The 21,877-nt window shown below is 71.3% G+C and carries 16 protein-coding genes; 9 read left to right on the top strand and 7 right to left on the bottom strand.

What is annotated here, in order from left to right; all coding sequences use genetic code 11:
- Nucleotides 1-786: 786 nt before the first annotated feature.
- Nucleotides 787-1,488, top strand: a complete 702-nt coding sequence (locus GPA10_RS10380; RefSeq protein WP_079086215.1) for an LmbU family transcriptional regulator — start codon at nt 787-789, stop codon at nt 1,486-1,488.
- Between the two features lie 295 nt (nt 1,489-1,783).
- Here GPA10_RS10380 and GPA10_RS10375 read toward each other — a convergent pair whose 3' ends face one another.
- Complete coding sequence (locus tag GPA10_RS10375) at nt 1,784-2,428, bottom strand: FMN-binding negative transcriptional regulator (RefSeq protein WP_058847302.1); 645 nt, start codon at nt 2,426-2,428, stop codon at nt 1,784-1,786.
- A 400-nt stretch (nt 2,429-2,828) separates the two neighbouring features.
- Between GPA10_RS10375 and GPA10_RS10370 the strand changes: the two genes are divergently transcribed.
- Nucleotides 2,829-4,142: a lysine N(6)-hydroxylase/L-ornithine N(5)-oxygenase family protein gene (locus tag GPA10_RS10370; RefSeq protein ID WP_058847301.1), complete on the top strand. Its 1,314-nt coding sequence runs from the start codon at nt 2,829-2,831 to the stop codon at nt 4,140-4,142.
- A 254-nt stretch (nt 4,143-4,396) separates the two neighbouring features.
- Here GPA10_RS10370 and GPA10_RS10365 read toward each other — a convergent pair whose 3' ends face one another.
- Nucleotides 4,397-4,621, bottom strand: coding sequence for an MbtH family protein (locus tag GPA10_RS10365; protein WP_030568432.1), 225 nt, complete (start codon nt 4,619-4,621; stop codon nt 4,397-4,399).
- 534 nt (nt 4,622-5,155) lie between these two features.
- Between GPA10_RS10365 and argJ the strand changes: the two genes are divergently transcribed.
- From argJ to GPA10_RS10345, 4 genes are all read left to right on the top strand, one after another.
- Nucleotides 5,156-6,310 carry a bifunctional glutamate N-acetyltransferase/amino-acid acetyltransferase ArgJ gene (argJ, locus tag GPA10_RS10360; RefSeq protein ID WP_157165190.1) on the top strand — a complete coding sequence of 385 codons (1,155 nt, stop codon included), beginning with the start codon at nt 5,156-5,158 and terminating at the stop codon, nt 6,308-6,310.
- Nucleotides 6,307-7,218 carry an acetylglutamate kinase gene (gene argB / locus GPA10_RS10355; RefSeq protein ID WP_058847299.1) on the top strand — a complete coding sequence of 304 codons (912 nt, stop codon included), beginning with the start codon at nt 6,307-6,309 and terminating at the stop codon, nt 7,216-7,218. The genes argJ and argB overlap by 4 nt, the downstream gene beginning before the upstream one ends.
- Nucleotides 7,219-7,272: 54 nt before the next feature.
- Nucleotides 7,273-8,583, top strand: coding sequence for an acetylornithine transaminase (locus GPA10_RS10350; RefSeq protein WP_281364780.1), 1,311 nt, complete (start codon nt 7,273-7,275; stop codon nt 8,581-8,583).
- 396 nt (nt 8,584-8,979) lie between these two features.
- Complete coding sequence (locus GPA10_RS10345; protein ID WP_343040623.1) at nt 8,980-10,218, top strand: cytochrome P450; 1,239 nt, start codon at nt 8,980-8,982, stop codon at nt 10,216-10,218.
- Between the two features lie 40 nt (nt 10,219-10,258).
- Here the strand turns inward: GPA10_RS10345 and GPA10_RS42330 are convergent, their stop codons facing one another.
- Nucleotides 10,259-10,894, bottom strand: a complete 636-nt coding sequence (locus GPA10_RS42330) for a hypothetical protein (RefSeq protein WP_246258973.1) — start codon at nt 10,892-10,894, stop codon at nt 10,259-10,261.
- 458 nt (nt 10,895-11,352) lie between these two features.
- Here GPA10_RS42330 and GPA10_RS10335 point away from each other — a divergent pair, with 458 nt between their 5' ends.
- From GPA10_RS10335 to GPA10_RS10325, 3 genes are all read left to right on the top strand, one after another.
- Nucleotides 11,353-13,608: an MMPL family transporter gene (locus tag GPA10_RS10335; protein ID WP_058847298.1), complete on the top strand. Its 2,256-nt coding sequence runs from the start codon at nt 11,353-11,355 to the stop codon at nt 13,606-13,608.
- 150 nt (nt 13,609-13,758) lie between these two features.
- Nucleotides 13,759-14,643, top strand: coding sequence for a DUF4097 family beta strand repeat-containing protein (locus GPA10_RS10330; RefSeq protein WP_157165189.1), 885 nt, complete (start codon nt 13,759-13,761; stop codon nt 14,641-14,643).
- Nucleotides 14,644-14,711: 68 nt separating this feature from the next.
- Nucleotides 14,712-15,743: a Ppx/GppA family phosphatase gene (locus GPA10_RS10325; protein WP_157165188.1), complete on the top strand. Its 1,032-nt coding sequence runs from the start codon at nt 14,712-14,714 to the stop codon at nt 15,741-15,743.
- Between the two features lie 49 nt (nt 15,744-15,792).
- Here the strand turns inward: GPA10_RS10325 and GPA10_RS10320 are convergent, their stop codons facing one another.
- Genes GPA10_RS10320 through GPA10_RS10305 form a run of 4 tightly spaced genes read right to left on the bottom strand, consistent with a single transcriptional unit; the run spans nt 15,793 to nt 21,868 of the window.
- The gene (locus GPA10_RS10320) at nt 15,793-17,037 is read right to left on the bottom strand and encodes an aromatic ring-hydroxylating oxygenase subunit alpha (protein WP_157165187.1); all 1,245 of its coding nucleotides are present in this window, start codon (nt 17,035-17,037) and stop codon (nt 15,793-15,795) included.
- 57 nt (nt 17,038-17,094) lie between these two features.
- Complete coding sequence (gene redH, locus GPA10_RS10315) at nt 17,095-19,914, bottom strand: undecylprodigiosin ligase RedH (RefSeq protein WP_246258972.1); 2,820 nt, start codon at nt 19,912-19,914, stop codon at nt 17,095-17,097.
- Nucleotides 19,911-21,053, bottom strand: a complete 1,143-nt coding sequence (locus GPA10_RS10310) for an SAM-dependent methyltransferase (RefSeq protein ID WP_157165186.1) — start codon at nt 21,051-21,053, stop codon at nt 19,911-19,913. The genes redH and GPA10_RS10310 overlap by 4 nt, the downstream gene beginning before the upstream one ends.
- On the bottom strand, nt 21,041-21,868 hold the full coding sequence (locus tag GPA10_RS10305; protein ID WP_157165185.1) for a thioesterase II family protein: 828 nt from the start codon (nt 21,866-21,868) through the stop codon (nt 21,041-21,043). The genes GPA10_RS10310 and GPA10_RS10305 overlap by 13 nt, the downstream gene beginning before the upstream one ends.
- Between the last annotated feature and the right edge of the window lie 9 nt (nt 21,869-21,877).

The raw sequence follows: 21,877 nt of genomic DNA, 5'->3' as shown, positions 1-21,877 counted from the left end.
CGTTCCCTGTCGGCAAACTCGCCGAGGCATCCGCGTTCCCCGGCGGTTCCCTTCTCTTCTGCAACTGTTTCGCCACAAGACCGGTTGGCCGAATTCTTACTTCTGCTGGCGGAAGTTGATCGGTGAAGCACATCCGGAAGCGCGGGATCCGCGTACCGCGCACCCAGGACAGCGATAGCGAAGCTGAGCTATCTTGTTCGAACTTCGAAAAGTCGCGACGAGCGACGGCCTCTTCCTTGAATCTCCAACAGGCGCCGGGTTCTACTCGGGTAGGCCTTGGAAGAGACCGCTTGCGAGACCGGGGGATCGGTGCCGACGGGGGACGTCGACGACCGCCACCTGATCACGTGAGGGGTCGTGGTCGAGGCGAACGGGGCGAGTAGTTGAACGGGGCGAGTACTTGATGTACGTATCTGCACACATGCCGACTGAATGCCTTCTGCGCGGTCCTGACCGACGCGCCGAACGGCCGGACCTGCCCGTGCGCTGTGCCGGCGGCCACCTCGAACGGTGAGGAAGGGCCGACGGCGTACGAGCACGTTGCCACGCCGACGGATCCAGCCGTGAGTTGACGGAACTCTGACGACCCGAATCGGCGAGTGGCTTGAACGAGCCCTCATCCGGCCGATCGGCTGTGATTGATTGGCCAGCCTGTGCCTCGCGATGCGCGAGGGCGCCCGATCCGTGAGGGATCCGGACTTGGCTGCGCCATACCCGCATGGCTTTTTCCCGTTCGGACGGGGACTGTCGCGTCCGCGTCCGTTCGACGTTCATTCACATGGAGGCATGATGACGAACCAGGTCAGCGACGTAGAGGACTCCAAGGTCGTGCTGTTCCGCAGAAACGCGACCGCGGTTCCGCGGCAGCGGAAGGCCGCCGGAGTGGACGAGCGTCGTGGCCAGGTCCTGACGACGAAGGTGGGCCTGCAGATGCCGGCCGGGCTGACCTTCGAGGATTGGGAGCGGGCCGGACGCCAGCTCTCCGGAATTGTCAATTCCTCTTCCTGGTGGCTCGGGGACTGGCTGGTATACGGCAAGGACCACTACACCGACCGCTATCAGCGCGGCATTCGCGCGGCCGGACTCCAGTACCAGACGCTGCGCAACTACGCGTGGGTGTCGCGGCGTTTCGACTTCAGCCGGCGCCGCGCCGCGCTGAGTTTCCAGCACCACGCCGAGCTGGCGTCCCTGCCCATCGACGAGCAGGAACTCTGGCTGGACCGCGCCGAGCAGATGCAGTGGACGACCAAGCAGCTGCGCAGCGCCATCCGTGACGCCCGTGAGGACGAGGTGCGTGACGGTTCGGGGACCCCCGAGACGATGCGGCGGCTCGCCGTTCCCGGCAGCCGGCTCCAGTGGTGGCACAAGGCCGCGGAGCAGTCCGGCATCGACTTCGAGCAGTGGGTGCTCGCGACGCTGGACAACGCCGCCGAGCGCGCGCTCGTCGAGGAAGAGGCGGAGCGGGAGCAGGCGGGCATCAGCGCCTGAGCCCTACGGCTCCACCGGCCGGGGCGACCCGGGCGATCGCGGGCCCGGCGGCCTCCGCGAGTGGAACGGCGTCCGCGGGCAGAACAGCATCCGCGGGCGGAACGGCGTCCGCGGGCAGAACAACATCCGCGGGTGGAACGGGGCGTCCGCGGGCAGAACGACGTCCGCCGAGGTCAGGGCTGTTGACCTCGGCGGACGCCCATGCACCGCGGCGGACGAACACGCACCGCGCAGGGCCCGAGCTCCTCCTGAAGGGAGCGCGGGCCCTGCGCCTGCGCGCGTGGCTCCGGCCCGGTTACGGCAGCTTGCTCATCAGCTGGGCCGTGGCCTGGTGCCGGGTGCACTCGCGGCCGCCGAAGGACCGCTGCACCCGCTCCTGGACCTCCTCCGGCTGCTCCTGGCTGAGCTTGAACATGCCCTCGGCCCCGGTGACCTTGATGCGGAACGCGCCCACGGCGGGGACGATCTTCCGGAAGTAGTCGAGGGACTCCGTCATGTCCCATCCGGCGCCGAAATCCTTCTCGTAGGCGCGCACGGTGGCCTGGACGACCTCGAGGGTGTTCTCCGTCCCCTCGATCTTCTCCACGATTCCGTGCACATGGACCGAGGTGAAGTTCCACGTCGGTGCGGCCGGCGTCACCTCGTAGACCGTCGGCGAAACATAGCCGTGTGGTCCCGTGAACGTCAGGAGATTCACGCTGCCCGATTCCAGGGCCTTCCAGTGCGGATTCGCGCGGTTCATGTGTCCGAGGAGCCGGCCGCCCGCGAGGTCGCTCGACCATTCGCCGTGCCACTCCGGGTCCTGAATCACCGGCAGGTGCGTGACGAACGGGCCCTCCTCGGGGCTGCCGTTGCTCACGAACTGGGCCAAAGGATTGCCGCGGATGATGTCCAGCATCCACGAACTGTCCGGCTGACGGTACTGGCTGGGAACGAACATCCGGAGTTCACCCCTTCGTTATTATCACTCACGGTATGGTGTCAACTCGCCGACGCTACCAGGGCATTGAGAGCGGTCGGCAAGAAAGTTGGCTGCGCCACCGGGCTGTCCTGTCGGCAGGACAACGGCGCTTGGCAGACGGTACGGCCAGGTCCCCTTGAAAGGTACGTCCGGCCCCTCTAAGTTGGCGTGGCGGTGTTCTCCAGCGCAATACTCAACGCGTGTCTCCCGGATCACCGGTCGAGATTATCGAGACCATCAGCCCTACGTCGGACGAGAGTTGACAGCATTTTCGAAGCGAAGCGTTCACATCCAAGATCACCTTGGTTGACCGCAATTGCCGCATCGAAAATGCGGAAGTCCCTGTCGAAGTCGAAGCTACACCAGCGGGAGATTAATCATGGGTACTCGTGAGCGCGAGATATACGACATCGTCGGCATCGGGTTCGGCCCGTCCAACCTGTCTCTCGCCATCGCCCTCGAGGAACATCAGGAGAATGCCTCGGGACGGCCGGTGACGGCCGCGTTCTTCGAGCGCCAGCCGGAGTTCGGCTGGCACCGCAACATGCTGCTTCCGCAGGCGACGATGCAGATCTCGTTCCTGAAGGACCTGGCGACGTTCCGCAACCCGCTGTCGAAGTACAGCTTCGTCTCGTACCTGCACGACTCGAACCGCCTCGTGCAGTTCGTGAACAACCAGGACTTCTTCCCGACCCGGCAGGAGTTCCACCAGTACCTTCAGTGGGCGGAGGCGGGCTTCAAGGACCGCGTCTCCTACAACTCCGAGGTCACCGAGGTCCGCGTGGTCGACGAGGAGAGCGCGGGCGAGGGCCAGCACCTGGAGGTCGAGGTCCGCGACACCGTCGGCGGCGGCACCCGCGTGGTGAAGGCCCGCAACGTCACCGTCTCCACCGGCCTGGTGCCCCGCATGCCCGAGGGCATGGAGCGCGACGAGCGTGTGTGGCACAGCTCGGAGTTCCTCGCCAAGTTCGCCACCGTGCGGCCCGAGGAGCTGAAGAGCGTGGCGGTCGTCGGCGCGGGCCAGAGCGCGGCCGAGATCACCAAGTACCTGCACGACATGCTGCCGGGGGCGCAGGTCTCCGCGATCCTGCCGTCGTACGGCTACTCCGTCGCGGACGACACGCCCTTCGCCAACCAGGTCTTCGACCCGAACGCGGTCGACCACTACTACTTCGGCACCGAGAAGACGCGGGACGCCTTCTGGCGCTACCACAAGAACACGAACTACTCCGTCGTCGACGACGACGTGATCAGGGAGCTGTTCCGGCGCAGCTACGAGGAGGAGGTCGCGGGCGCCCAGCGGCTGCACTTCCTGAACCTCACCCGGGTCAAGGAGGTCAAGCGCTCCGGCGACGACACCCGCGTCGTCCTGCACTCGCTGCTCGACGGCGAGACGGAGCAGGAGATGGACGTCGACGCGCTCGTCTTCGCCACCGGCTACAGCACCATGGACCCGACCGGTCTCCTCGGCGACCTGGACCGCTTCTGCCTGCGGGACACCGAGGGCCGGCACCAGGTGGAGCGCGACTACCGCGTCGTCACCACGCCGGAGCTGTCCTGCGGCATCTACCTCCAGGGCGGCACCGAGCACACGCACGGCCTCACGTCGTCGCTGCTCTCGAACATCGCCGTGCGCAGCGGTGAGATCGCCGACTCCCTCGTGGAGCGGCGCGGGGCCGGCGCGAAGGTCTGATCCGGCCGGGCGCCCTGACGCTCGGCACCCGGGCACCTGGCGCTCGCCCACCCGGCCCCCCTGACGCTCGGCCACCCGGGCGCTCAGCCACGAACGGCCCGTCGCGCCCTCGCCGACGGGCCGTTCGCATGCCCGCGGCAGGTCAGGGCGGTGCACGGGGCGGTGCACGGACATGGTGTACGGACATGAGTGGGCCCCGGTGCCGGACGGCACCGGGGCCCATCGCGTCGAGGACGCTGCGGCCGAAGCCCGGCTCAGGCCGCCGCGTCCGCGGCCATCGCGTCGCGCAGGCTCTTGGGGCGCAGGTCGGTCCAGTTCTGCTCCACGTAGTCCAGGCACTCCTGGCGGGCGGCCTCACCGAACACGACCCGCCAGCCGGCGGGGACCTCGGCGAAGGACGGCCACAGCGAGTGCTGCTCCTCGTCGTTCACCAAGACGTAGAACTGGCCATCCGCGTCGTCGAACGGGTTGCTGCTCATGGTCCACTCCAATTCAAGCCTGCTCGGTGCCTTTTCCGTCTGAAGGCACCGATTCCATGTACTGAGTGACACAAGTCCGAGCCGCCGGGCTTGCGTCCCGATCGAGCCTGGCACAGACGCGCCAGCCCCGTCATTGTCGGACGATACGTGCCCGGCGTCCAGACCCGGCCGCGCACGGGCGAATTGCCCGCCGCCGACGGGCGTCCGCCGTGGCAACTCCGTTAAATCCGCGCAGCGGTCCCGACAATGTCCGGGAAAATGTGACGGGCATCCCACGGGGACCGCGATCCTGCTGTCCGCACCACCGCGGAACCCCTGCGGGGCGGTCCATGCAGGCGCTCGTGGGCTCCGGAAACGGAGTTCTCGGGGCCGTCGGTGACGGTCACCGGCTGTCCTGTGGACGGGACAGCCGGTGCCGGGAGCCTGAATTGCCTGTAGTTTGTTGCGGGTTGTCGGCTCGGGCCATGTCATTGCTGGTGGCCCCCCTCGGCTTTCTCAGGCAACTGGGAACTTCCACCAAGGAGTAGTAGCGCCATGAGCGTCACGGCAGCAAAAGGCTTTTCGGCCGCGGGTGTTGCGGCCGGAATCAAAAGCAACGGAAATCCGGACCTGGCCCTGGTCGTGAACACGGGACCGCGACGGAGCGTGGCGGGCGTCTTCACCTCGAACCGCGTGAAGGCCGCCCCCGTGGTGTGGAGCGAAGGGGTCATCAGGACCGGCGCCGTCGGCGCCGTCGTCCTCAACTCCGGCGGCGCCAACGCGTGCACGGGCCCCGAGGGCTTCCAGGACACCCGCGCCACCGCCGAGAAGGTCGCGGCGAGCCTCGGCGGGCTGCGCGCCGGTGAGGTCGCCGTGGCGTCCACGGGGCTCATCGGCGTACGCCTGCCGATGGACAAGCTGCTCCCGGGTGTCGACACCGCCGCGGGCGCGCTCTCCGCGGACGGCGGCGAGGACGCGGCCGTCGCCATCAAGACCACCGACAGCGTGCACAAGACGGCCGTCTTCGAGGGCGAGGGGTGGACGGTGGGCGGCATGGCCAAGGGCGCGGGCATGCTCGCCCCCGGCCTCGCCACGATGCTGGTCGTCCTCACCACCGACGCCGACCTCGGCAACGACGTACTGAGCAAGGCGCTGCGGGCGGCGACCCGGGTCACCTTCGACCGGGTCGACTCCGACGGCTGCATGTCCACCAACGACACCGTGCTGCTGCTCGCCTCCGGCGCCGCCGGGGTGGCCCCCGCCTACGCGGAGTTCGCGGACGCCGTGCGCACCGTCTGCGAGGACCTGGCGCGGCAGCTCATCGGCGACGCGGAGGGCGCCTCCAAGGACATCCGCATCGACGTCGTGAACGCGGCCAGCGAGGACGACGCCGTGGAGGCCGGGCGGTCCATCGCCCGCAACAACCTCCTCAAGTGCGCCATCCACGGCGAGGACCCCAACTGGGGCCGGGTGCTCTCCGCCATCGGCACCACCGCCGTCGCCTTCCGCCCCGACCGTGTGAACGTCGCCATCAACGGCGTCTGGGTCTGCAAGGACGGCGCGATCGGCGCGGACCGGGACTCGGTGGACATGCGCGGCCGTGAGGTCGTCATCACCGCGGACCTCGCCGCCGGCGGGGCGGCGGCCACCCTGTGGGCCAACGACCTCACCGCCGAGTACGTCCACGAGAACAGCGCGTACTCGTCATGAGGATCAGCACCCAGGAGCACCCCGCACTGGTCAAGGCGCAGTCCGTCATGGACGCGCTGCCGTGGCTCAACCGCCACCAGGGCAAGATCTGCGTCATCAAGTTCGGCGGCAACGCCATGATCGACGACGAGCTGAAGGCGGCCTTCGCGCACGACATCGTCTTCCTGCGGCACGCCGGCCTCAAGCCCGTCGTCGTGCACGGCGGCGGCCCGCAGATCAGCAAGGCCCTGAAGCTGCACGACATCGAGAGCGAGTTCAAGGCGGGCCTCCGGGTCACCTCGCCCGAGGCCATGAACGTGGTCCGGATGGTGCTCGCGGGACAGGTGCAGCGCGAGCTCGTCGGCCTCATCAACCAGCACGGCCCGCTCGCGGTCGGTCTCACCGGCGAGGACGCGGACACCATCACCGCCGTCAAGCACTGGCCGGAGGGCGAGGAGGGCGAGAAGGTCGACATCGGCCGGGTCGGCGAGATCGCCGGAGTGAACGCCGGTGCCGTCGAGGCGCTGCTCGCGGACGGCCGTATCCCGGTCATCTCACCGGTGGCCCGCAGCGTCGACGACGACTACGTCTACAACGTGAACGCCGACACCGCGGCCGCCGCCGTGGCCGCCGCCCTGAACGCCCACACGCTGGTCTTCCTCACCGACGTCGAGGGCCTGTACGCGGACTGGCCGGACAGCGACGAGGTCATCAGCAGGCTCAGCGCCAGCGAACTGGAGAAGATCCTGCCGGAGCTGGCCGACGGCATGGTCCCCAAGATGGCAGGCTGCCTGCACGCGGTCCGCAACGGCGTGGGCAGCGCGCGGGTGATCGACGGGCGGGTGCAGCACTCGGTCCTCCTGGAGATGTTCACGCGCGAGGAGATCGGCACGCTGGTCATGCCCGACATCGAGGATGATCTGCGATGACCGGAGCCGCCGACCGAGGGCCGCGATGAGCGCGGCCGTCACCGAGGGGATGCGATGACCGAAGCCAGCACAGCCGGCACAGCAGGCACAGCCAGGACCGCCGGCACCGCCAGGACCGCCACGGGCGACGAGAGCGGCACCGGCGGCACCGGTGACACCGGCGCCGCCGCGGGGGAGCGGGGCAACACCAAGCTCACCGAGCGCTGGCAGGCCTCGCTGATGGACAACTACGGCACACCGCGGGTGCCGTTGGTGCGCGGCGAGGGCGCCGCGTTCTGGGACGCGGACGACAAGAAGTACCTCGACTTCCTCGGGGGCATCGCCGTCAACTCGCTCGGCACCGCGCACCCCGCCGTCGTCCGGGCCGTCAGCGAGCAGATAGGCCGGCTCGGCCATGTCTCCAACCTGTTCGTCGCCGAACCGCCGGTCCTCCTCGCCGAACGGCTGTTGCGGCTGACCGGACGCCCGGGACGGGTCTTCTTCGCCAACTCCGGCGCCGAGGCGAACGAGGCGGCCTTCAAGATCGGCCGGCTGACGGGCCGGCGCCGTATGGTCGCCGCCCAGGGCGGCTTCCACGGCCGCACCATGGGCTCCCTCGCCCTCACCGGCCAGCCCGCCAAGCGCACCGCCTTCGAGCCGCTGCCCGGTGACATCACGCATGTCCCGTTCGGCGATGCCGGAGCGCTGCGCGCCGCCGTCGACACCGACACCGCGCTCGTCGTCATCGAGCCGATCCAGGGCGAGAACGGCGTGGTCGTCCCGCCCCCCGGCTATCTCGCCGCGGCCCGTGAGATCACCCGCGCCACCGGGGCGCTGCTCGTCCTCGACGAGGTGCAGACGGGCATCGGGCGCACCGGGCACTGGTTCGAGCACCAGGCGCACGGTGTCGAGCCCGACGTCCTCACGCTCGCCAAGGGCCTCGGCGGCGGCCTGCCCATCGGAGCGACCCTCGCCTTCGGACCGGCCGCCGAGCTGATGTCACCCGGCGCACACGGCACCACCTTCGGCGGCAACCCCGTCTCCTGCGCCGCCGCGCTCGCCGTGCTCGACACCATCCACGGCGACGGACTCCTCGACCACGTCAAACGACAGGGCGAGAACCTGCGCCAGGGCATCGAGGCCCTCGGGCACCCGCTCGTCGACCGGGTCCGCGGCGCCGGTCTGCTGCTCGGCATCGTCCTCACCGAGCCGTGCGCCCCGCAGGTGCAGCAGGCCGCGCAGGACGCGGGGCTCCTGGTGAACGCCGCGCTGCCCGACACGATCCGGCTCGCCCCGCCACTGATCATCGGCGAGGACGAGGTGTCGACGTTCCTGCGCACGCTGCCGGGCGTGCTCGACCGGGCGCGGCGAGGGTCCGGCGTCTGACACGCCGACTCAACGGGCCGTCCACACAGGGGTGGACGGCCTTTCGTCGTGTCCCCCGACCCGGCCTGAGCCACGGCGAGTGGTGGGGGTTTGCGTTGGCGCCATCATGATGCCATGGTGGCGTCATGGAATCCGTGCCGCAGCCCGGCCGTCTCCGTCACGCGCCGCCCGCGTGCCCCCGCACCGGCATACGCGGCGCCTGACCCAGGCGCCCGGCCCCCGCGCCTCCGCGGGCACCGCCGCTCTCCGCCGCCTCCCGCCGCGCGGCGCCCCTTCGGCGTGACCGCCCGGCGGCCTCTTCCCGCAGCGCCCCGGTGCACCCTCGCGCAGCCCCGCACCGTACGGTCCCCGACCGTGCGGGCGTACTTCCGCACACCCTGGAACAGGTGAAATATCGTGACTTACCAGTCACTGACTTCTTTGCCGCTGCCCCCGTCACCCCTCGCCACGCTGGTCGACGCGTGGCAGGCACCCAAGGAGCACTTCTGGCTCCGCGGCACCCGCGCGGAGCAGCCCGTCGAGTTCGACGACGACACCGGCGTCTGGAACGTCCACGGCCACCCCGAGAGCGTCGAGGTCCTGTCGAACCCCGGCAGCTACTCGTCGGACACGGTGCCGGTCCTCGTACCCGACACGCCGGAGTACGAGAAGCGCGGTCTGCTCACCCAGATGGACCCGCCCGACCACCGCAAGCTGCGGCGCCTGATCAGCCGGGCGTTCACGCCGCGGCTCGTGGCCGGACTCGCGCCGCGGATCGCCGCGCTCACCCGCGACCTGCTCGACCGCGCCGACGCACGCGGCACCGGCACCCTGGAACTCGTCGACGACCTCGCCCACCCGTTGCCGGTGACCGTGATCGCGGACATGCTCGGCGTGCCGAGCGGTGACCGCGCCCTGTTCCGGGAGTGGAGCGACGCCATGATCCCCCGCGACCACGCCTCCGTGGGGGAGTCGCTGACCACCGAGTCCGCCGCGGCCGTGTTCGCGCTGTCGCGCCGGATGAGCGAGTACTTCGCGGGCTACGCCGAGGAACGGCGGAGCGACCCCCGGCAGGACCTGCTCACCCAGCTGGTGCGGGCCGAGGTCGACGGGGAGCGGCTGACCGGCGCCGAGATCGGCAACCTGGCCCAACTCCTGCTCGTGGGCGGGCACGTCACCACGACCATGACGCTGGGCAACGCGATCCTCTGCCTGGAGGCCCACCCGCACGAGCGGGACCGGCTGCGGCGCGATCCCGCGCGGATGCCCGGCGTCGTCGAGGAGACGCTGCGGATGCTGACGCCGTTCCAGGTCTTCCACCGCGTCACCACCAAGGACGTGCGGCTCGGCGGCCGGACGCTGGGGGCGGGGCAGCTGGTCGCGGTGTGGGCCGGCGCGGCCAACCGCGACGAGCGGGTCTTCACCGACCCTCAGGAGTTCCGCCCCGAGCGTGATCCCAACCCGCACCTGGCGTTCGGGCGGGGCATCCACTTCTGTCTGGGGGCACCGCTGGCCCGCCTGGAGGGCCGGGTCGCGCTCGGCATCCTCCTGGAGCGCTACCCGGAACTGAGCGCCGACCCCGACAGTCCGCCGGTCCTGATGCGGAGTCCCGAACTGACGGGGCCGCGCTCGCTGCCGCTGCGCACCGGCCGGTAGGAGGGCGGCCCGTTGGCGGGCGGCACGGCGGGTCCCGCGCTCAGTCGCCGGACCCGCGGTCCTCCGCCGGCCCGGCGAAGCCGAAGTCGAGGCCGCCCTCCGGCTGGAGCGGGCCGACGAGGGAGTGGAAGACGTCGTCGAGGGTGGCCCGGTGCACGGTGATCGCGGTCGCCTCGACGGCCGCGCCGTCCAGCGCGTCGAGCACGGCCCGCACGTCCGCGACACTGCAGTCGCTCGGCAGGTGCAGCGAGAGGTCCTCGCGGTCCGCGCGCACACTCTCGAAGAGCTCGGCGGCTTGCTCCATGCCGGTGACGGTGTCGAACTGCAACCGGATGCTGCCGCCGCACGGCCCCGCGGCGGACAGCGGGAGCGCCGGTGCCGCCGCGTCGGGGGCCGCCCCGCTCCGCGCGCCCGCCGGGCGCTTGCGCGCGGCGGGTGGCGGTGTCACCACGAACTCGGGGTCGAGCCCTCGCAGTTGTACGACCACCGAACCCGGGGCGAGGTCGCGGTTGACCTCGCCCATGGCGGCGCACAGGGCGTTGAGCAGGGTGAGCCGGGCGGCGGACTGCAGGGGGCCGGTGAGCTGCCGGGCAAGGGCACGGGTCTCGGCTCCGCCCGCGTCCGCGGCGACCGCGAGCTCCTGGCGGAAATCGTCGAGGTACGGGGTGAGGTCCATGACGTCATCATGGCACAACGGTGGCGCCATTCAAGCGCCATTGGACATTCGTCAAGCCTTGTGGCCGATTACGGGCCCTGCCGATTTTTGCCGGAACCCGACCGTGCGGCCTGCGGATGCGGGGGTAGACGGGTGGGGTGCAACGGTCCGGAGCGGGCGGGTCGGCCGGGGCCGAATCCCTGGTCTGGAGCGGGTGAGGCGATGTGCGGGGTGCGTCGACGCGGGAGTGGCGCGCTGCCTCCGCGCGTCCGCCCGGAGCGCGCGACCAGCGCGTGTGCCACCCCTTTCAGGCTGGCGCCGCACGGGTGCCAATCTGTGCTTGCGGTGGCGCCATCGTGGTGCCATAGTTGCGTTGCGGGTCGTGCTCCCTACCGGAGCAAGGTGTGGTGTTCCCCTCTCGTCCCCTCGCCCCCTTCGACCGCCTCATTCCTGACTACCCGACAGGAGTCCTCCTCGCCGTGGCTACCCTCCTCTACAAACTGGGCCGCTTCGCCTTCCGGCGACGCGGCGTGATGGCTCTGCTGTGGGTGCTGATATTCGGCGGCGTGGGCTTCGCCGCCTCGTCCGCCCCGGCACCCCCCGCCGACACGTTCTCGATGCCCGGCACGGAGTCGCAGAAGGCGTACGACCTGCTGGAGGACAAGTTCCCGGACGCGAGCGCCGACGGCGCCACCGCCCGTGTGGTGCTGCGGACGTCCGGCGACGGAAAGATCACCGACCCCGGTGCCAGGGCCGATGTGGGCAAGGTCGTCGCCGCGCTGCGCAAGGCGCCCCAGGTCGCAAGCGTCAGCGACCCCTACGCGGGCGGCGCCGCCGTCAGCAAGGACAAGACGACCGTCTATGTGTCCGCGACCTACGAAGTGATCGCGACCAAGGTGTCGGAGAAGGCGCACGACGCCCTGGACGACACACTCGCCGACGCGCGCAAGAGCGGACTGAAGGCCGAAGCGGGCGGTGACGCCGTCAAGATCGAGCAGACCATGAACGGCTCCGCCGAAGCGATCGGCATCGCCGTCTCCGCGATCGTCCTGCTGCTCACCTTCGGCTCGCTGATCGCCGCCGGCATGCCGCTGCTCACCGCGCTCGTCGGCGTCGGCGTGGGCATCTCCGGCATCACCGCGCTCGGCTCCACGCTCGGCCTGTCGTCCACGACCACGACCCTGGCCATGATGATCGGGCTCGCCGTCGGCATCGACTACGCCCTGTTCATCGTCTCCCGCTACCGCGCCGAGATCGCCGAGGGCCGCGAGCGCCAGGACGCCGCAGGCCGCGCCGTGGGCACCGCGGGCACCGCCGTGGTCTTCGCCGGACTCACCGTCATCATCGCCCTCGGCGGCCTGATCGTGGTCGACATCCCGATGCTCACCAAGATGGGCATGGCCGCGGCGGGCACCGTCGCCGTCGCCGTCCTCATCGCCGTGACCCTCGTCCCCGCGCTCCTCGGCTTCGCACCCGTCAAGGTGCTCGCCCGCAAGGACCGCGCACGGTTCAAGGGCAAGCCGCTCTCCGCCCGCAAGCAGCGCAAGGCCGCGAAGCGCGAAGCCAAGCTGCAGCGCCCCAACCTCGGTGCCCGCTGGGCGCGCTTCGTGCTCCGCCACCCCGTCGCCGTCCTGCTCCTCGCGGTCGTGGGCCTCGGCGCCGTCGCCGTACCCGCCGCGAGCATGAAGCTCGGTCTGCCCGGCGAGGGCACCATGGCGCCCGACACCACCCAGCGCAAGGCCTACGACATGATGTCGGAGTCCTTCGGCAAGGGCTTCAACGGCGCCCTGATGGTGACCGTCGAGGACAAGAACGCCAAGGCCGAATCCGCGGACGTGCGGGCGAGGATGGCGAAGGAGCCAGGCGTCGCGTCCGTCGGCCCCGCCACGGTGAACAAGGCGGGCGACACCGCCATCGTGAACGTGGTGCCCACCACGGGCCCCGACGAGGAGGACACCAAGGACCTGGTGAAGTCCCTGCGCGGGATGGCGAAGGACATCAGGGCCGACCACGGCCCGGAGATCCTGCTCACCGGTCAGACGGCCTCGTTCATCGACTTCTCCAAGACCCTCGACGACGCGCTCCTGCCCTACCTCGGCACCGTCGTCGGCCTGGCCTTCCTGCTCCTGATGCTGGTCTTCCGCTCCATCCTCGTACCCCTGAAGGCGGCCCTCGGCTTCCTGCTCTCGGTGGCCGCCGCGCTCGGCGCCGTGGTGGCGGTCTTCCAGTGGGGCTGGCTCGCGGACGTCTTCGGCGTCGACCAGCCGAGCCCGATCATGAGCACGATGCCGATCTTCATGATCGGTGTGGTGTTCGGCCTCGCGATGGACTACGAGGTGTTCCTGGTGACGCGGATGCGTGAGGCGTACGTGCACGGCGTCGAGCCGCGCGAGGCGGTCGTCACCGGCTTCCGCTACGGCGGGCGGGTGGTCACCGCCGCCGCGATCATCATGATCAGCGTCTTCTCCGGCTTCATCATGGAGGAGAACGACCTGGTGAAGATGATCGGCTTCGGGCTCGCCGTCGCCGTCCTCTTCGACGCCTTCGTGGTCCGGATGGCGCTCGTGCCCGCGCTGTTCGCCCTGCTCGGCAGGGCGGCGTGGTGGCTGCCGAAGTGGCTCGACTGGCTGCTCCCCAACATGGACGTCGAGGGCGAGAAGCTGTCCCGGCGCCTGGCCGAGCAGCAGCGCACCCGGCCGTGGCAGCGGCAGCGCGAACCGCAGTACCGGGCCTGACCCGGCCCTCTCACCCAGTTCACACAGCGGGCTCCTCCGGCCTCACCGGCCGGCGGGGCCCGCTCCCGATGCCGGCCCGCGCGGCGCCGATCCAGCACGTCACCCCCGGCAGGGCCGGGGGACGCCCGGCAGAGTCACGAGGAGCAGACCTTGCCCACGTTCGACACCCCAGAGCCGATCACCGCCACGGTCCACATCGCCGTCGGCGTCGCCCACATCACCGCGGGCGGGCGCGCCCTCACCGTGGTCGAGGTGCACCCGCGCGACAAGGACAACGACGCCGACGTCCGCACCGCGCGCGGCACCCGCGTCGACTTCGTACGGAACCGCCTCACGGTGCGCACCCCCGAACCCGGCAGCAAACGCGCCGACGCGGGCTCGGTCCTCGTCGAGGTGCGGCTGCCCGGCGGCTCGCGCCTGAACGGCACCGCTTCCCTCGGCGACTTCTTCGGTGAGGGCCCCCTCGGCGAGTGCGCCCTGAACACCCTGGACGGCGACATCCGTCTCGACCGGACGGGACCGGTACGGCTGCGCACGGAGCGCGGCGCCGTCACGGTGAACCACATCGACGGCTCCGCCGAGGTGACCACGGGCTCCGGCCGGGTGCGGATCCACGAGATCGACGGCGCCGCGGAGATCAGGAACTCCAACGGCGACACCTGGGTCGACCGGATATCCGGCGAACTGCGGTTGAAGGTCGCCAACGGCAACGTCTTCGTGGGCCGGGCGGACTCCGACGTCGCCTCGAAGTCCGCCAACGGGGACATCCGCGTCGCGGAGGTCGCCCGGGGCCGCGTCGACCTCCAGACGCAGACCGGCAACCTGGAGATCGGCATCCACCCCGGCACCGCGGCCTGGCTCGACGTCAACTCCCGGGCGGGCACCGTGCACAACAGCCTCGGCCCCGTCGACGGACCCGGCCAGGGGACACGCACCGTGCATGTGCGCGCCCGCACCGGCCTCGGCGACATCGTGGTCCGCCGCGCCCAGGGCCACCCCGAGACAGGTGGTGACCGTCGGGTTACGGCCAGTTGAAGCACAGGAAAACGCCAGGCGTACTCGGTGTGGGGCGTGGCCCGACGCGCCCTGGGTACTGAGGGGTCATGCGAGTGAGCGTGCTGGATGTGGGATCGCGCACCGTGCGCCTCGTGGTGGCGGACGCCGCTGGTGGGGCACCGTTGCCCGTGCACACGGAGAAGTGGAAGCTGCGGCTCTGCGACCGGGTGGAACCCGGTGCCCCCTTCGAGGAGGAGGCCGTGCGCCTGCTGGTGCGGGCGGTCGACGCCGCGGCGTCCACCGCCGAACGCTGGGGGTCCGCGCTGCCGCTGGCCTTCGCGACGGCCGTGGTGCGTGACGCGCCGAACCGCCTGGAGGTCCTGCGCGCGGTGCGGGCCGGCACCGGCGTCGCGCTGTGCACGCTCCCCGGCGAGGTGGAGGCCGAGCTGACCTTCCTCGGCGCGCGGCGGTGGCTGGGCTGGCAGGCGGGTCCGCTGGTCCTGTTCGACATCGGCGGGGGCTCGCTGGAGGTGGCCTTCGGGCGGGGGCGCCTGCCGGACTTCGCGGTGTCGCTGCCGCTCGGCGCGAACCGGCTCACCCACGAGTTCCTCACCGGCGAGGACCCCCCGTCCGAGCAGACCCTCAAGGCGATGCGGCGCAAGGTCCGCCACCAGATGCGGGACGTCGGGGCGCGCATCCGCTGGGAGGGCCCGCGCACCGCGGTCGCGACCTCGCGCACGTGCCAGCAGCTGGCACGGCTGACCGGCGAGGCCCCCGGGCGGCAGGGGCCCTTCGTGCACCGCAGCCTGGACCGCGAGTCCCTGCGGTGGGCGAAGGAGAGACTCGCCCGCCTGCCGGTGGCCGAGCGCGCGCGCCTTCCGGGCATCTCGGCGCCGCGGGCGGCGCAGAGCCTGGCCGGCGCGGTCGTCGGGCACACGGCCATGAAGCTCATGGGCATCAGGACGGCGGAGGTGTGCCCCTGGGCGGTGCGCGAGGGCATCCTGCTGCGTCACATCGAGGAGGGACCGCAGTGGTGGGCCGGCCTGACCGCGCGGCTCGCCGACGCCCACGACGGCAGCGACGACATCGACGACTGCCCCCTCCCGGCGCCGGTGGCGCTGCGGGTGGCCAGGCGCTGACGCCCCGCGGCGCACGTTCCGGCGGCCGGTGCCGGAACGCGCACCGGAGTCAGGGCGCGGACGTGCTCAAGCCGCCCGCACGGGCCCCCTTCCGGGCCCGCTGGGCACCACTGCCGCCACCGGCCGCGCCGTTCCCGTTGCCGTTGCCGTTCCCGTTTCCGTTCCTGTTGCCGTTGCCGTTGGTACGGGCGGCAGCGGGCACCGCCTCCCGGTCCGGGGAGGCCGCGGCGGCCGGGACCACCCCGGCCGTCGGCTGCGCCTCGGCCGCGGCCCGTGCCTCCGCCTTCAACCGGTCCCGCATCTGGAGGAACTTGGCGTTCATCTCGTCCACGGCGATGAACTTGTTCACCCCCCGCTCGCTGACCTTCGGCTCCTGCCGCGCCATGATGTCGTTGTCCTGCCGGTCCTGGACGTACTGCTCCATCATCAGCGAGAGCCTGAGGATCGGCGGCCGCAGCCGCTTGAGAGGCACCATCGCCTTGAGCATCGGATACTCGTAGAGCCGCATGATCGCCTGGGTGTTGTGCTCGTCGATCGGCACGAGCCAGGTCGTGACCTCCAGGAGCCCCTGCCGTACGTGGGTCATGCACGGCGCCTGATAGATGAGGTCGAAGTGCCAGATGTTGGAGGGGTTGCCCTCCTCGCACTGGTCGAAGGTGTTGCGGATGATCGTGCCCTCGACGTCCACACGATGGTTCACGATCTTGTTGGCGGCGATGTAGCGCTCCCGGCCGTCCAGCCAGAGCTTGCGCCAACTTCCGTACATGAAGGTGTAGTCGATGATGTTCGCCCAGTGATCGCGGTGCACGAACGTCACGTGGTAGAACTCGAGCAGGCTCTCGATGTAGCGCGTGTAGTGCACCGGACGGCTGAAGGTGATCGTCTCGTAGGGCCTCGGGTGCTCCGCGAGTTCGTGCGGCAGCTCGATGTCCGGCAGGACCTCGCGCTTGTCGCCCCACCACAGCCACACCAGGTCGTGCTGTTCGCGCACCTCGTAGGTGTCGATCTTCAGGGACGCCGGGATGCGGCCGTCCGCGCCGAGCGCGGGCACGTGCCGGCAGGCGCCCTCGGCGGTGAACCGGAAGCCGTGGTACGGGCACGCGATCGAGTTGCCCACGAGCCGCCCGTCGGCGAGGTTCGCGCCCTTGTGCGGGCAGCGCGCCGACTGGCACACCAGCTTGCCGTCGAGGTCGCGCCAGAGCACGAGCTCCTCGCCCAGGCGCCGGGCGCCGGTCGGCGCGTCCCGCTTGATGTCTTCGGTCCGCAGAATCGGATACCACTGGTTCGGGATCATCTGGAGCGTCTCGCTTCCTCTCGTGTACCGCGGGTGCTGTCCCGGCGGGCGGGGCGCTCAGCCCTCCACGACCTCGACGACACCGGTGTCGCCGTCGACCATGACCATGTCGCCGGTGTTGATCACTTGCGTGGCGTGTTTGGTGTTGACCACCGAGGGCACGTTGAACTCCCGCGACACGATCGAGCTGTGCGAGAGCATCGAGCCGATGTCCGTGACGACCCCGCCGGCGATGGCGAACAGCGGTGTCCAGGAGGCGTCCGTGTGCCGGGTCACGAGGATCTCGCCGGCCTGGAACTCGTCGGCCTGCCACACCAGGTCCTCGACGATGCGGGCCCGCCCCACGATCCGCCCCGGACTGGAGCCGAGCCCCGCGAGCCGCGCCCCGTCCTTCACGGGCCGCACCGCGCGCGTGCTGTCGTGCTCGCCGACGAAGGTGAGCGGCGGCTCCGGCAGTCGGTTGCGGTACTCGTGCACCCGCCGCCGCTCCTCGATTCCGGCCCGCGGGAACACGACGCGCGCGGGCAGTTCACCGGCCAGATAGCGGCGTACGTCGGCGAAGTCCAGGTAGGCCACCTCGTCCAGACAGTGCAGCAGCCCCTCGTCGACGAGCCGCCGCCCCACCTCGTACACCACGTTCCTGACCAGCCAGATCGACGTGATCATCGACATCCGGGTGGTCTCGCGCAGCTCGCTGCACAGGGCGTACATCGAGATGAGGCCCTCAAGGGTGGCCCGCTGCGGCAGCGGCAGCTTCTTCAGGACCTCCCGGGCGTCGCCCTCCTGCCGGGCGCGGCTGCGGCCCATGATGTCGTCGGCGGTGAAGCCGTCGGCGGCATAGCGGCGGATCATCTGGAAGATGTACGAGGGGTCGTCGATCCAGCGCTTGTGGGTGAGCTCCATCTCCTGCCGGCCCCGGGTGCCGTTGGCGCGCAGGAACGGTTCGATGTGCGCGTGCCAGAACGCCTCGCCGTCCGGATCGGCGCGCAGCCGGTCCGCGACCTCCTCCAGGGGCGCCGCCTCGATGATCTCCATGACCCGCGGCCGGGCCTTCGCGGCCTGGGCGACGGCCCAGATCTCCTGCGCCGACGCGACCGTGCGCAGGCTCGACATGTCGGTCTTGATGCGGTTCTGCAGGTTGTCGCCCGCCGCGCCGAGCCAGCGGGAGCACAGCTCGGTGAGGATGCCGTAGAAGCCGAACGCGTTGATGTAGTACGGCATGTAGCCGACGTGCGCGTCGTGGAAGTAGTCCAGGTAGCGGCCGAGTTCGGCGTGCAGTTCGCGGCGGCCCATCCGGGTCAGGTCCAGGCGCCGGGCCCGGTCGAACTCGTAGAGCCGGGCGTCCACCATGGTGCGGGCGCGGCCCTTCATCACCATCATCTCGTTCGCCGTGGCGCGCAGCCAGTGCGTGGCCGAGAGCAGGTCCCGCAGGCCGCCGGGGAAGGTGCCGAAAGGATTCTCGTACGTCGCGAGGTCCACCTCCTCGCTGACGAACCGGCGGGTGAAGTGCCGCTGGTCACGGGTGGGCAGGGCCTGGCCGAGGAGGTAGGAGGTGTAGGAGATGTTGAGATACACATGGCCCTGGAGGAAGCCCATGTGCAGGCCGACGTCACCGGTGTCGCGCACGCCGAGCGCCGCCGCGCAGTCGCCGTGCACATGGTCCTGGTAGTGGCGGGCGAAGCTCAGGCCGAGCGGCGTCATCAGGCCGACGAAGATCTCCCCGATGTCCATGCGCGACCACAGGGTGCCCTGCCGCACGGCGTCCGGCTGCTCCTGGAGGCGCTCGGGGAGGTAGGGGCTGCGCGCCTCGCCGGAGGTCTCGGGACGGGGCCGGGTGGTGATCGGGCGGGCCTGGAGCAGGTACAGCGCCCCGTCGCGCATCGCCCATTCGATGTCCTGCTCCGTGCCGTACTCCGCCCGGACGTCGAGGGCGAGCCGGGCGAGGGCGGTGAGCTGGTCACGGGTCAGGCAGGGGGCGTCGCGGTCGGCGGCGTCGACCTTCGTCATGCCGATGCGTCCGGGCGCGAGCGGCGCGCACTTGGTGACCTTGTAGCGCACGCGTTCCTCGACGACGTCGAGCGTGCGGTCGTCCACGACGAAGAAGTCGCTGGACACCCTGCCGGACACCAGGCCCTCACCGAGCCCGCAGCAGGCCTCCACCACCAGGCGGTGCGGCCTGCCGCCGATCGGGTCGACGGTGAACACGACCCCGCTGACGTCGGCGGGCACCATCTCCTGCACCACGACCGCGATGCCGCCGGCGGGCTCGCCCGCGCGGTAGGCGGCGGCACGGTCCGACCACAGCGACGCCCAGCAGGTCCTGACCGCGTCGAGGAGCGCCGCGTCCCCGGACACGTCGAGCACCGTGTCGTGCTGGCCCGCGTAGGACCGCTCGGCGGAGTCCTCGCGCGGCGCGGAGGAGCGCACGGCGACCCGCGGCCGGCCGAGGTCCGCGTACGCCGCCAGGATCGTCCGGGCCAGGGGCTCCGGGACGTCCCCGGCCAGGACGACCTCACGGACGGCGGCCGGGGGCGCGGAGCGGGCCTCGGCGGCGCGGAGTTCGGCGCCGAGGCCGCTCTCGCGCAGGAACAGCTCGAAGAACCCGGTGGTGAGACAGAACGCGGGCGGCACCGGGAGCCCCGCCCCCATCAGCTCGTCGAGCCGGGCGCCCTTGCCGCCGAGCGCCTCGGGTCCTGCGGTGTGCGGGCCGCCGAGCACGGCCACGAGGTCCGCGGGCACGGCCGTGCCCGCGGGGACGGCCGTGCCCGCAGGAACGGCGCTCGCCTCGGTCCCGCTCGACGTCTTCAACGCCTCCGTGGCCTCCGTCGCCTCCGTCGTCTCCGCGGCCTTCGTCGCCTTCGTCGCCTTCGTCGTCATGACACGGCCTCCTCGGCGGTGGTGGTGGCGGAGCGGGCCGGGAGCGCCCCGACGGGCCCCGTCGCGGAGTTGACGCCGGTGAACGCGCGGAACGCCTGGCCGGGCAGCACCCGGGTGGCCCGTACGCCGTCGAAGCCGGCCGCGCGCAACTGGCCGAGCAGCTCGTCCGCGCGCGGCAGCGGCCCGCCGAACCGCGCGTTCTCGAACCACAGGTTGAGCACGTCGAGGCCGAGGGCGCCGCTGCCCCGGCACGGCGAGGTGAGCAGCAGCGTGCCGCCGGGGGCGAGCAGGGAGCGGGCGCGCGCGAGGACGTCGGCGCGCTCCTGCTGCGGGAAGTAGTAGATGTTGTTGTGCATCGTCACCACGTCGAACTGCGGTTGCAGGTCGAGCGTGCGCAGATCACCGTGGCGGGTCTCGACGCGGTCGGCGAGCCCCCACTGGGCCATGTTCTTGGCCGCCTGCTCGGCGACCTCCGCCTGGAGATCGACGGCCAGCGCGGTCAGACGCGGGTTGAGCCCGGCGGCGTACCGCACATAGGCGCCGCTGCCGCAGCCGACCTCCAGGAGCCGCACCGGCGCGGTGCGCGGCAGCGTCTTGTTGATCGCCTCCTCGACCAGACGGCGCACCACCAGGGTCGACCGCGCGACGACCAGGCCGTCCTGGTCGGAGAGCGCGAACCGGTCGCCGTCCTGGAGCATCCGCGGGGCGTCCCGCAGCGCCGGCACGTGGAAGCGCAGTAGCTCTTCGAGGGTCGCGGCCACGGCGTCGTTGCCGGCCCGCGCGAGCGCCTTGGCGGTGCGGCTCCGCAGCCGGTAGCAGCCCTCGCGCCGGTCGAGTTCGCCGAGGCGCACCCCGACGTCGAGCCAGGCGCGGAGCCGCCGCCGCTCCTCGGGGGCCGTGCCCAGGTGCGCGGCGAGGCTCTCCAGGTCGCAGGGGCGTGTCGCCATGCAGCGCAGCACGCCGGAGCCCGCCGCCGCGGCCAGGAAGGAGGCCCGGTACAGCGGGGTGAACAGGGTGCGGTTGAGGGCGAGAAGCAGCGGCAGACGCGGGTCGGCGACGATCCGGGCCGTCGCGGCCAGGCCCGTGAACGGCTCCTGCGCCCGGTCCTTGACGGTCCTGGCGAGGCTCAGTAGGTCCATGAGGGTTCCCTCTCCTCGGCGGTACGGGTGAGTTCGGCGCGCAGCTCACGAAGGAGCGGAAGCCGTGCGGGTCCGTTCAGGAAGAAGTGGCCGCCGCGCACCCTGCGGTGCAGCAGCGACGCGGAGGTGCAGACCCGCCACGCCTCCACCTGGGCGGGGAGCGCGATCGGGTCGTCGGTCGCGGAGAACGCCGTCATCGGGCAGCCGAGCGGACGGCGCGGCCGCCAGCGGTAGCGCGCGCACAGCGTGAGGTCGGCGCGCAGCACCGGCAGCCGGCGCTCCAGGTAGGCGCTGCCCACCCGGTCGTCGGGGCGCAGCGCGCCGAGGTCGCGCACGAGGTGCCGCAGGGCGTCGTCGCCGAGATCCTCGCCGTCCGGCCCTCCGTACAGGTGCGGGGCCCTGCTGCCGGACACGAACAGGTGCCGGGGCCCGGCCAGGCCGCGGTCCCGCAGCGCGCAGGCGACCTCGTAGGCGAGCAGCGCGCCCATGCTGTGCCCGAAGAGGACGGTCCCGGTGCCGGGGGCGACGTGCCCGGCCGCGACCAGCGCGTCCGTCGCGTCCCGCGCGAGGTCCGCCATCTCCGTGTATGGGGCCTCGTCGCTCCGCAGCCCCCGCCCGGGAAGCAGGACGGGCACGACGGTGACGCCGGGCCCGAGCCGGTCCGCCCAGTCGCGGAACACGGACGGGGTGCCGCCCGCGTAGCCGAAGCAGACCAGCCGGGGTCCGGCGGGATCCGCGGCGCCCGGCGCGGGCCCGAAGCCGGGGCCGGTGAACCAGGCGTGGGCGGGCGCCTGCGGCCTTTCGGTGCGGGGCATCGGGTTCCT

This window comes from Streptomyces typhae, from assembly GCF_009755605.1.
GTDB classification, from domain to species: Bacteria; Actinomycetota; Actinomycetes; order Streptomycetales; family Streptomycetaceae; genus Streptomyces; species Streptomyces typhae.
The sequence above is the reverse complement of the archived record's forward strand: the minus strand, read 5'-3'. Positions and strand labels throughout refer to the sequence as shown.

What these genes read in the sequence shown, in the direction of transcription:
- GPA10_RS10380 (WP_079086215.1), top strand. Translation starts at nt 787, where the DNA reads ATGATGACGAACCAGGTCAGCGACGTAGAGGACTCCAAGGTCGTGCTG.
- GPA10_RS10375 (WP_058847302.1), bottom strand. Translation starts at nt 2,428, where the DNA reads ATGTTCGTTCCCAGCCAGTACCGTCAGCCGGACAGTTCGTGGATGCTG.
- GPA10_RS10370 (WP_058847301.1), top strand. Translation starts at nt 2,829, where the DNA reads ATGGGTACTCGTGAGCGCGAGATATACGACATCGTCGGCATCGGGTTC.
- GPA10_RS10365 (WP_030568432.1), bottom strand. Translation starts at nt 4,621, where the DNA reads ATGAGCAGCAACCCGTTCGACGACGCGGATGGCCAGTTCTACGTCTTG.
- argJ (WP_157165190.1), top strand. Translation starts at nt 5,156, where the DNA reads ATGAGCGTCACGGCAGCAAAAGGCTTTTCGGCCGCGGGTGTTGCGGCC.
- argB (WP_058847299.1), top strand. Translation starts at nt 6,307, where the DNA reads ATGAGGATCAGCACCCAGGAGCACCCCGCACTGGTCAAGGCGCAGTCC.
- GPA10_RS10350 (WP_281364780.1), top strand. Translation starts at nt 7,273, where the DNA reads ATGACCGAAGCCAGCACAGCCGGCACAGCAGGCACAGCCAGGACCGCC.
- GPA10_RS42330 (WP_246258973.1), bottom strand. Translation starts at nt 10,894, where the DNA reads ATGGACCTCACCCCGTACCTCGACGATTTCCGCCAGGAGCTCGCGGTC.
- GPA10_RS10325 (WP_157165188.1), top strand. Translation starts at nt 14,712, where the DNA reads ATGCGAGTGAGCGTGCTGGATGTGGGATCGCGCACCGTGCGCCTCGTG.
- GPA10_RS10320 (WP_157165187.1), bottom strand. Translation starts at nt 17,037, where the DNA reads ATGATCCCGAACCAGTGGTATCCGATTCTGCGGACCGAAGACATCAAG.
- redH (WP_246258972.1), bottom strand. Translation starts at nt 19,914, where the DNA reads ATGACGACGAAGGCGACGAAGGCGACGAAGGCCGCGGAGACGACGGAG.
- GPA10_RS10310 (WP_157165186.1), bottom strand. Translation starts at nt 21,053, where the DNA reads ATGGACCTACTGAGCCTCGCCAGGACCGTCAAGGACCGGGCGCAGGAG.
- GPA10_RS10305 (WP_157165185.1), bottom strand. Translation starts at nt 21,868, where the DNA reads ATGCCCCGCACCGAAAGGCCGCAGGCGCCCGCCCACGCCTGGTTCACC.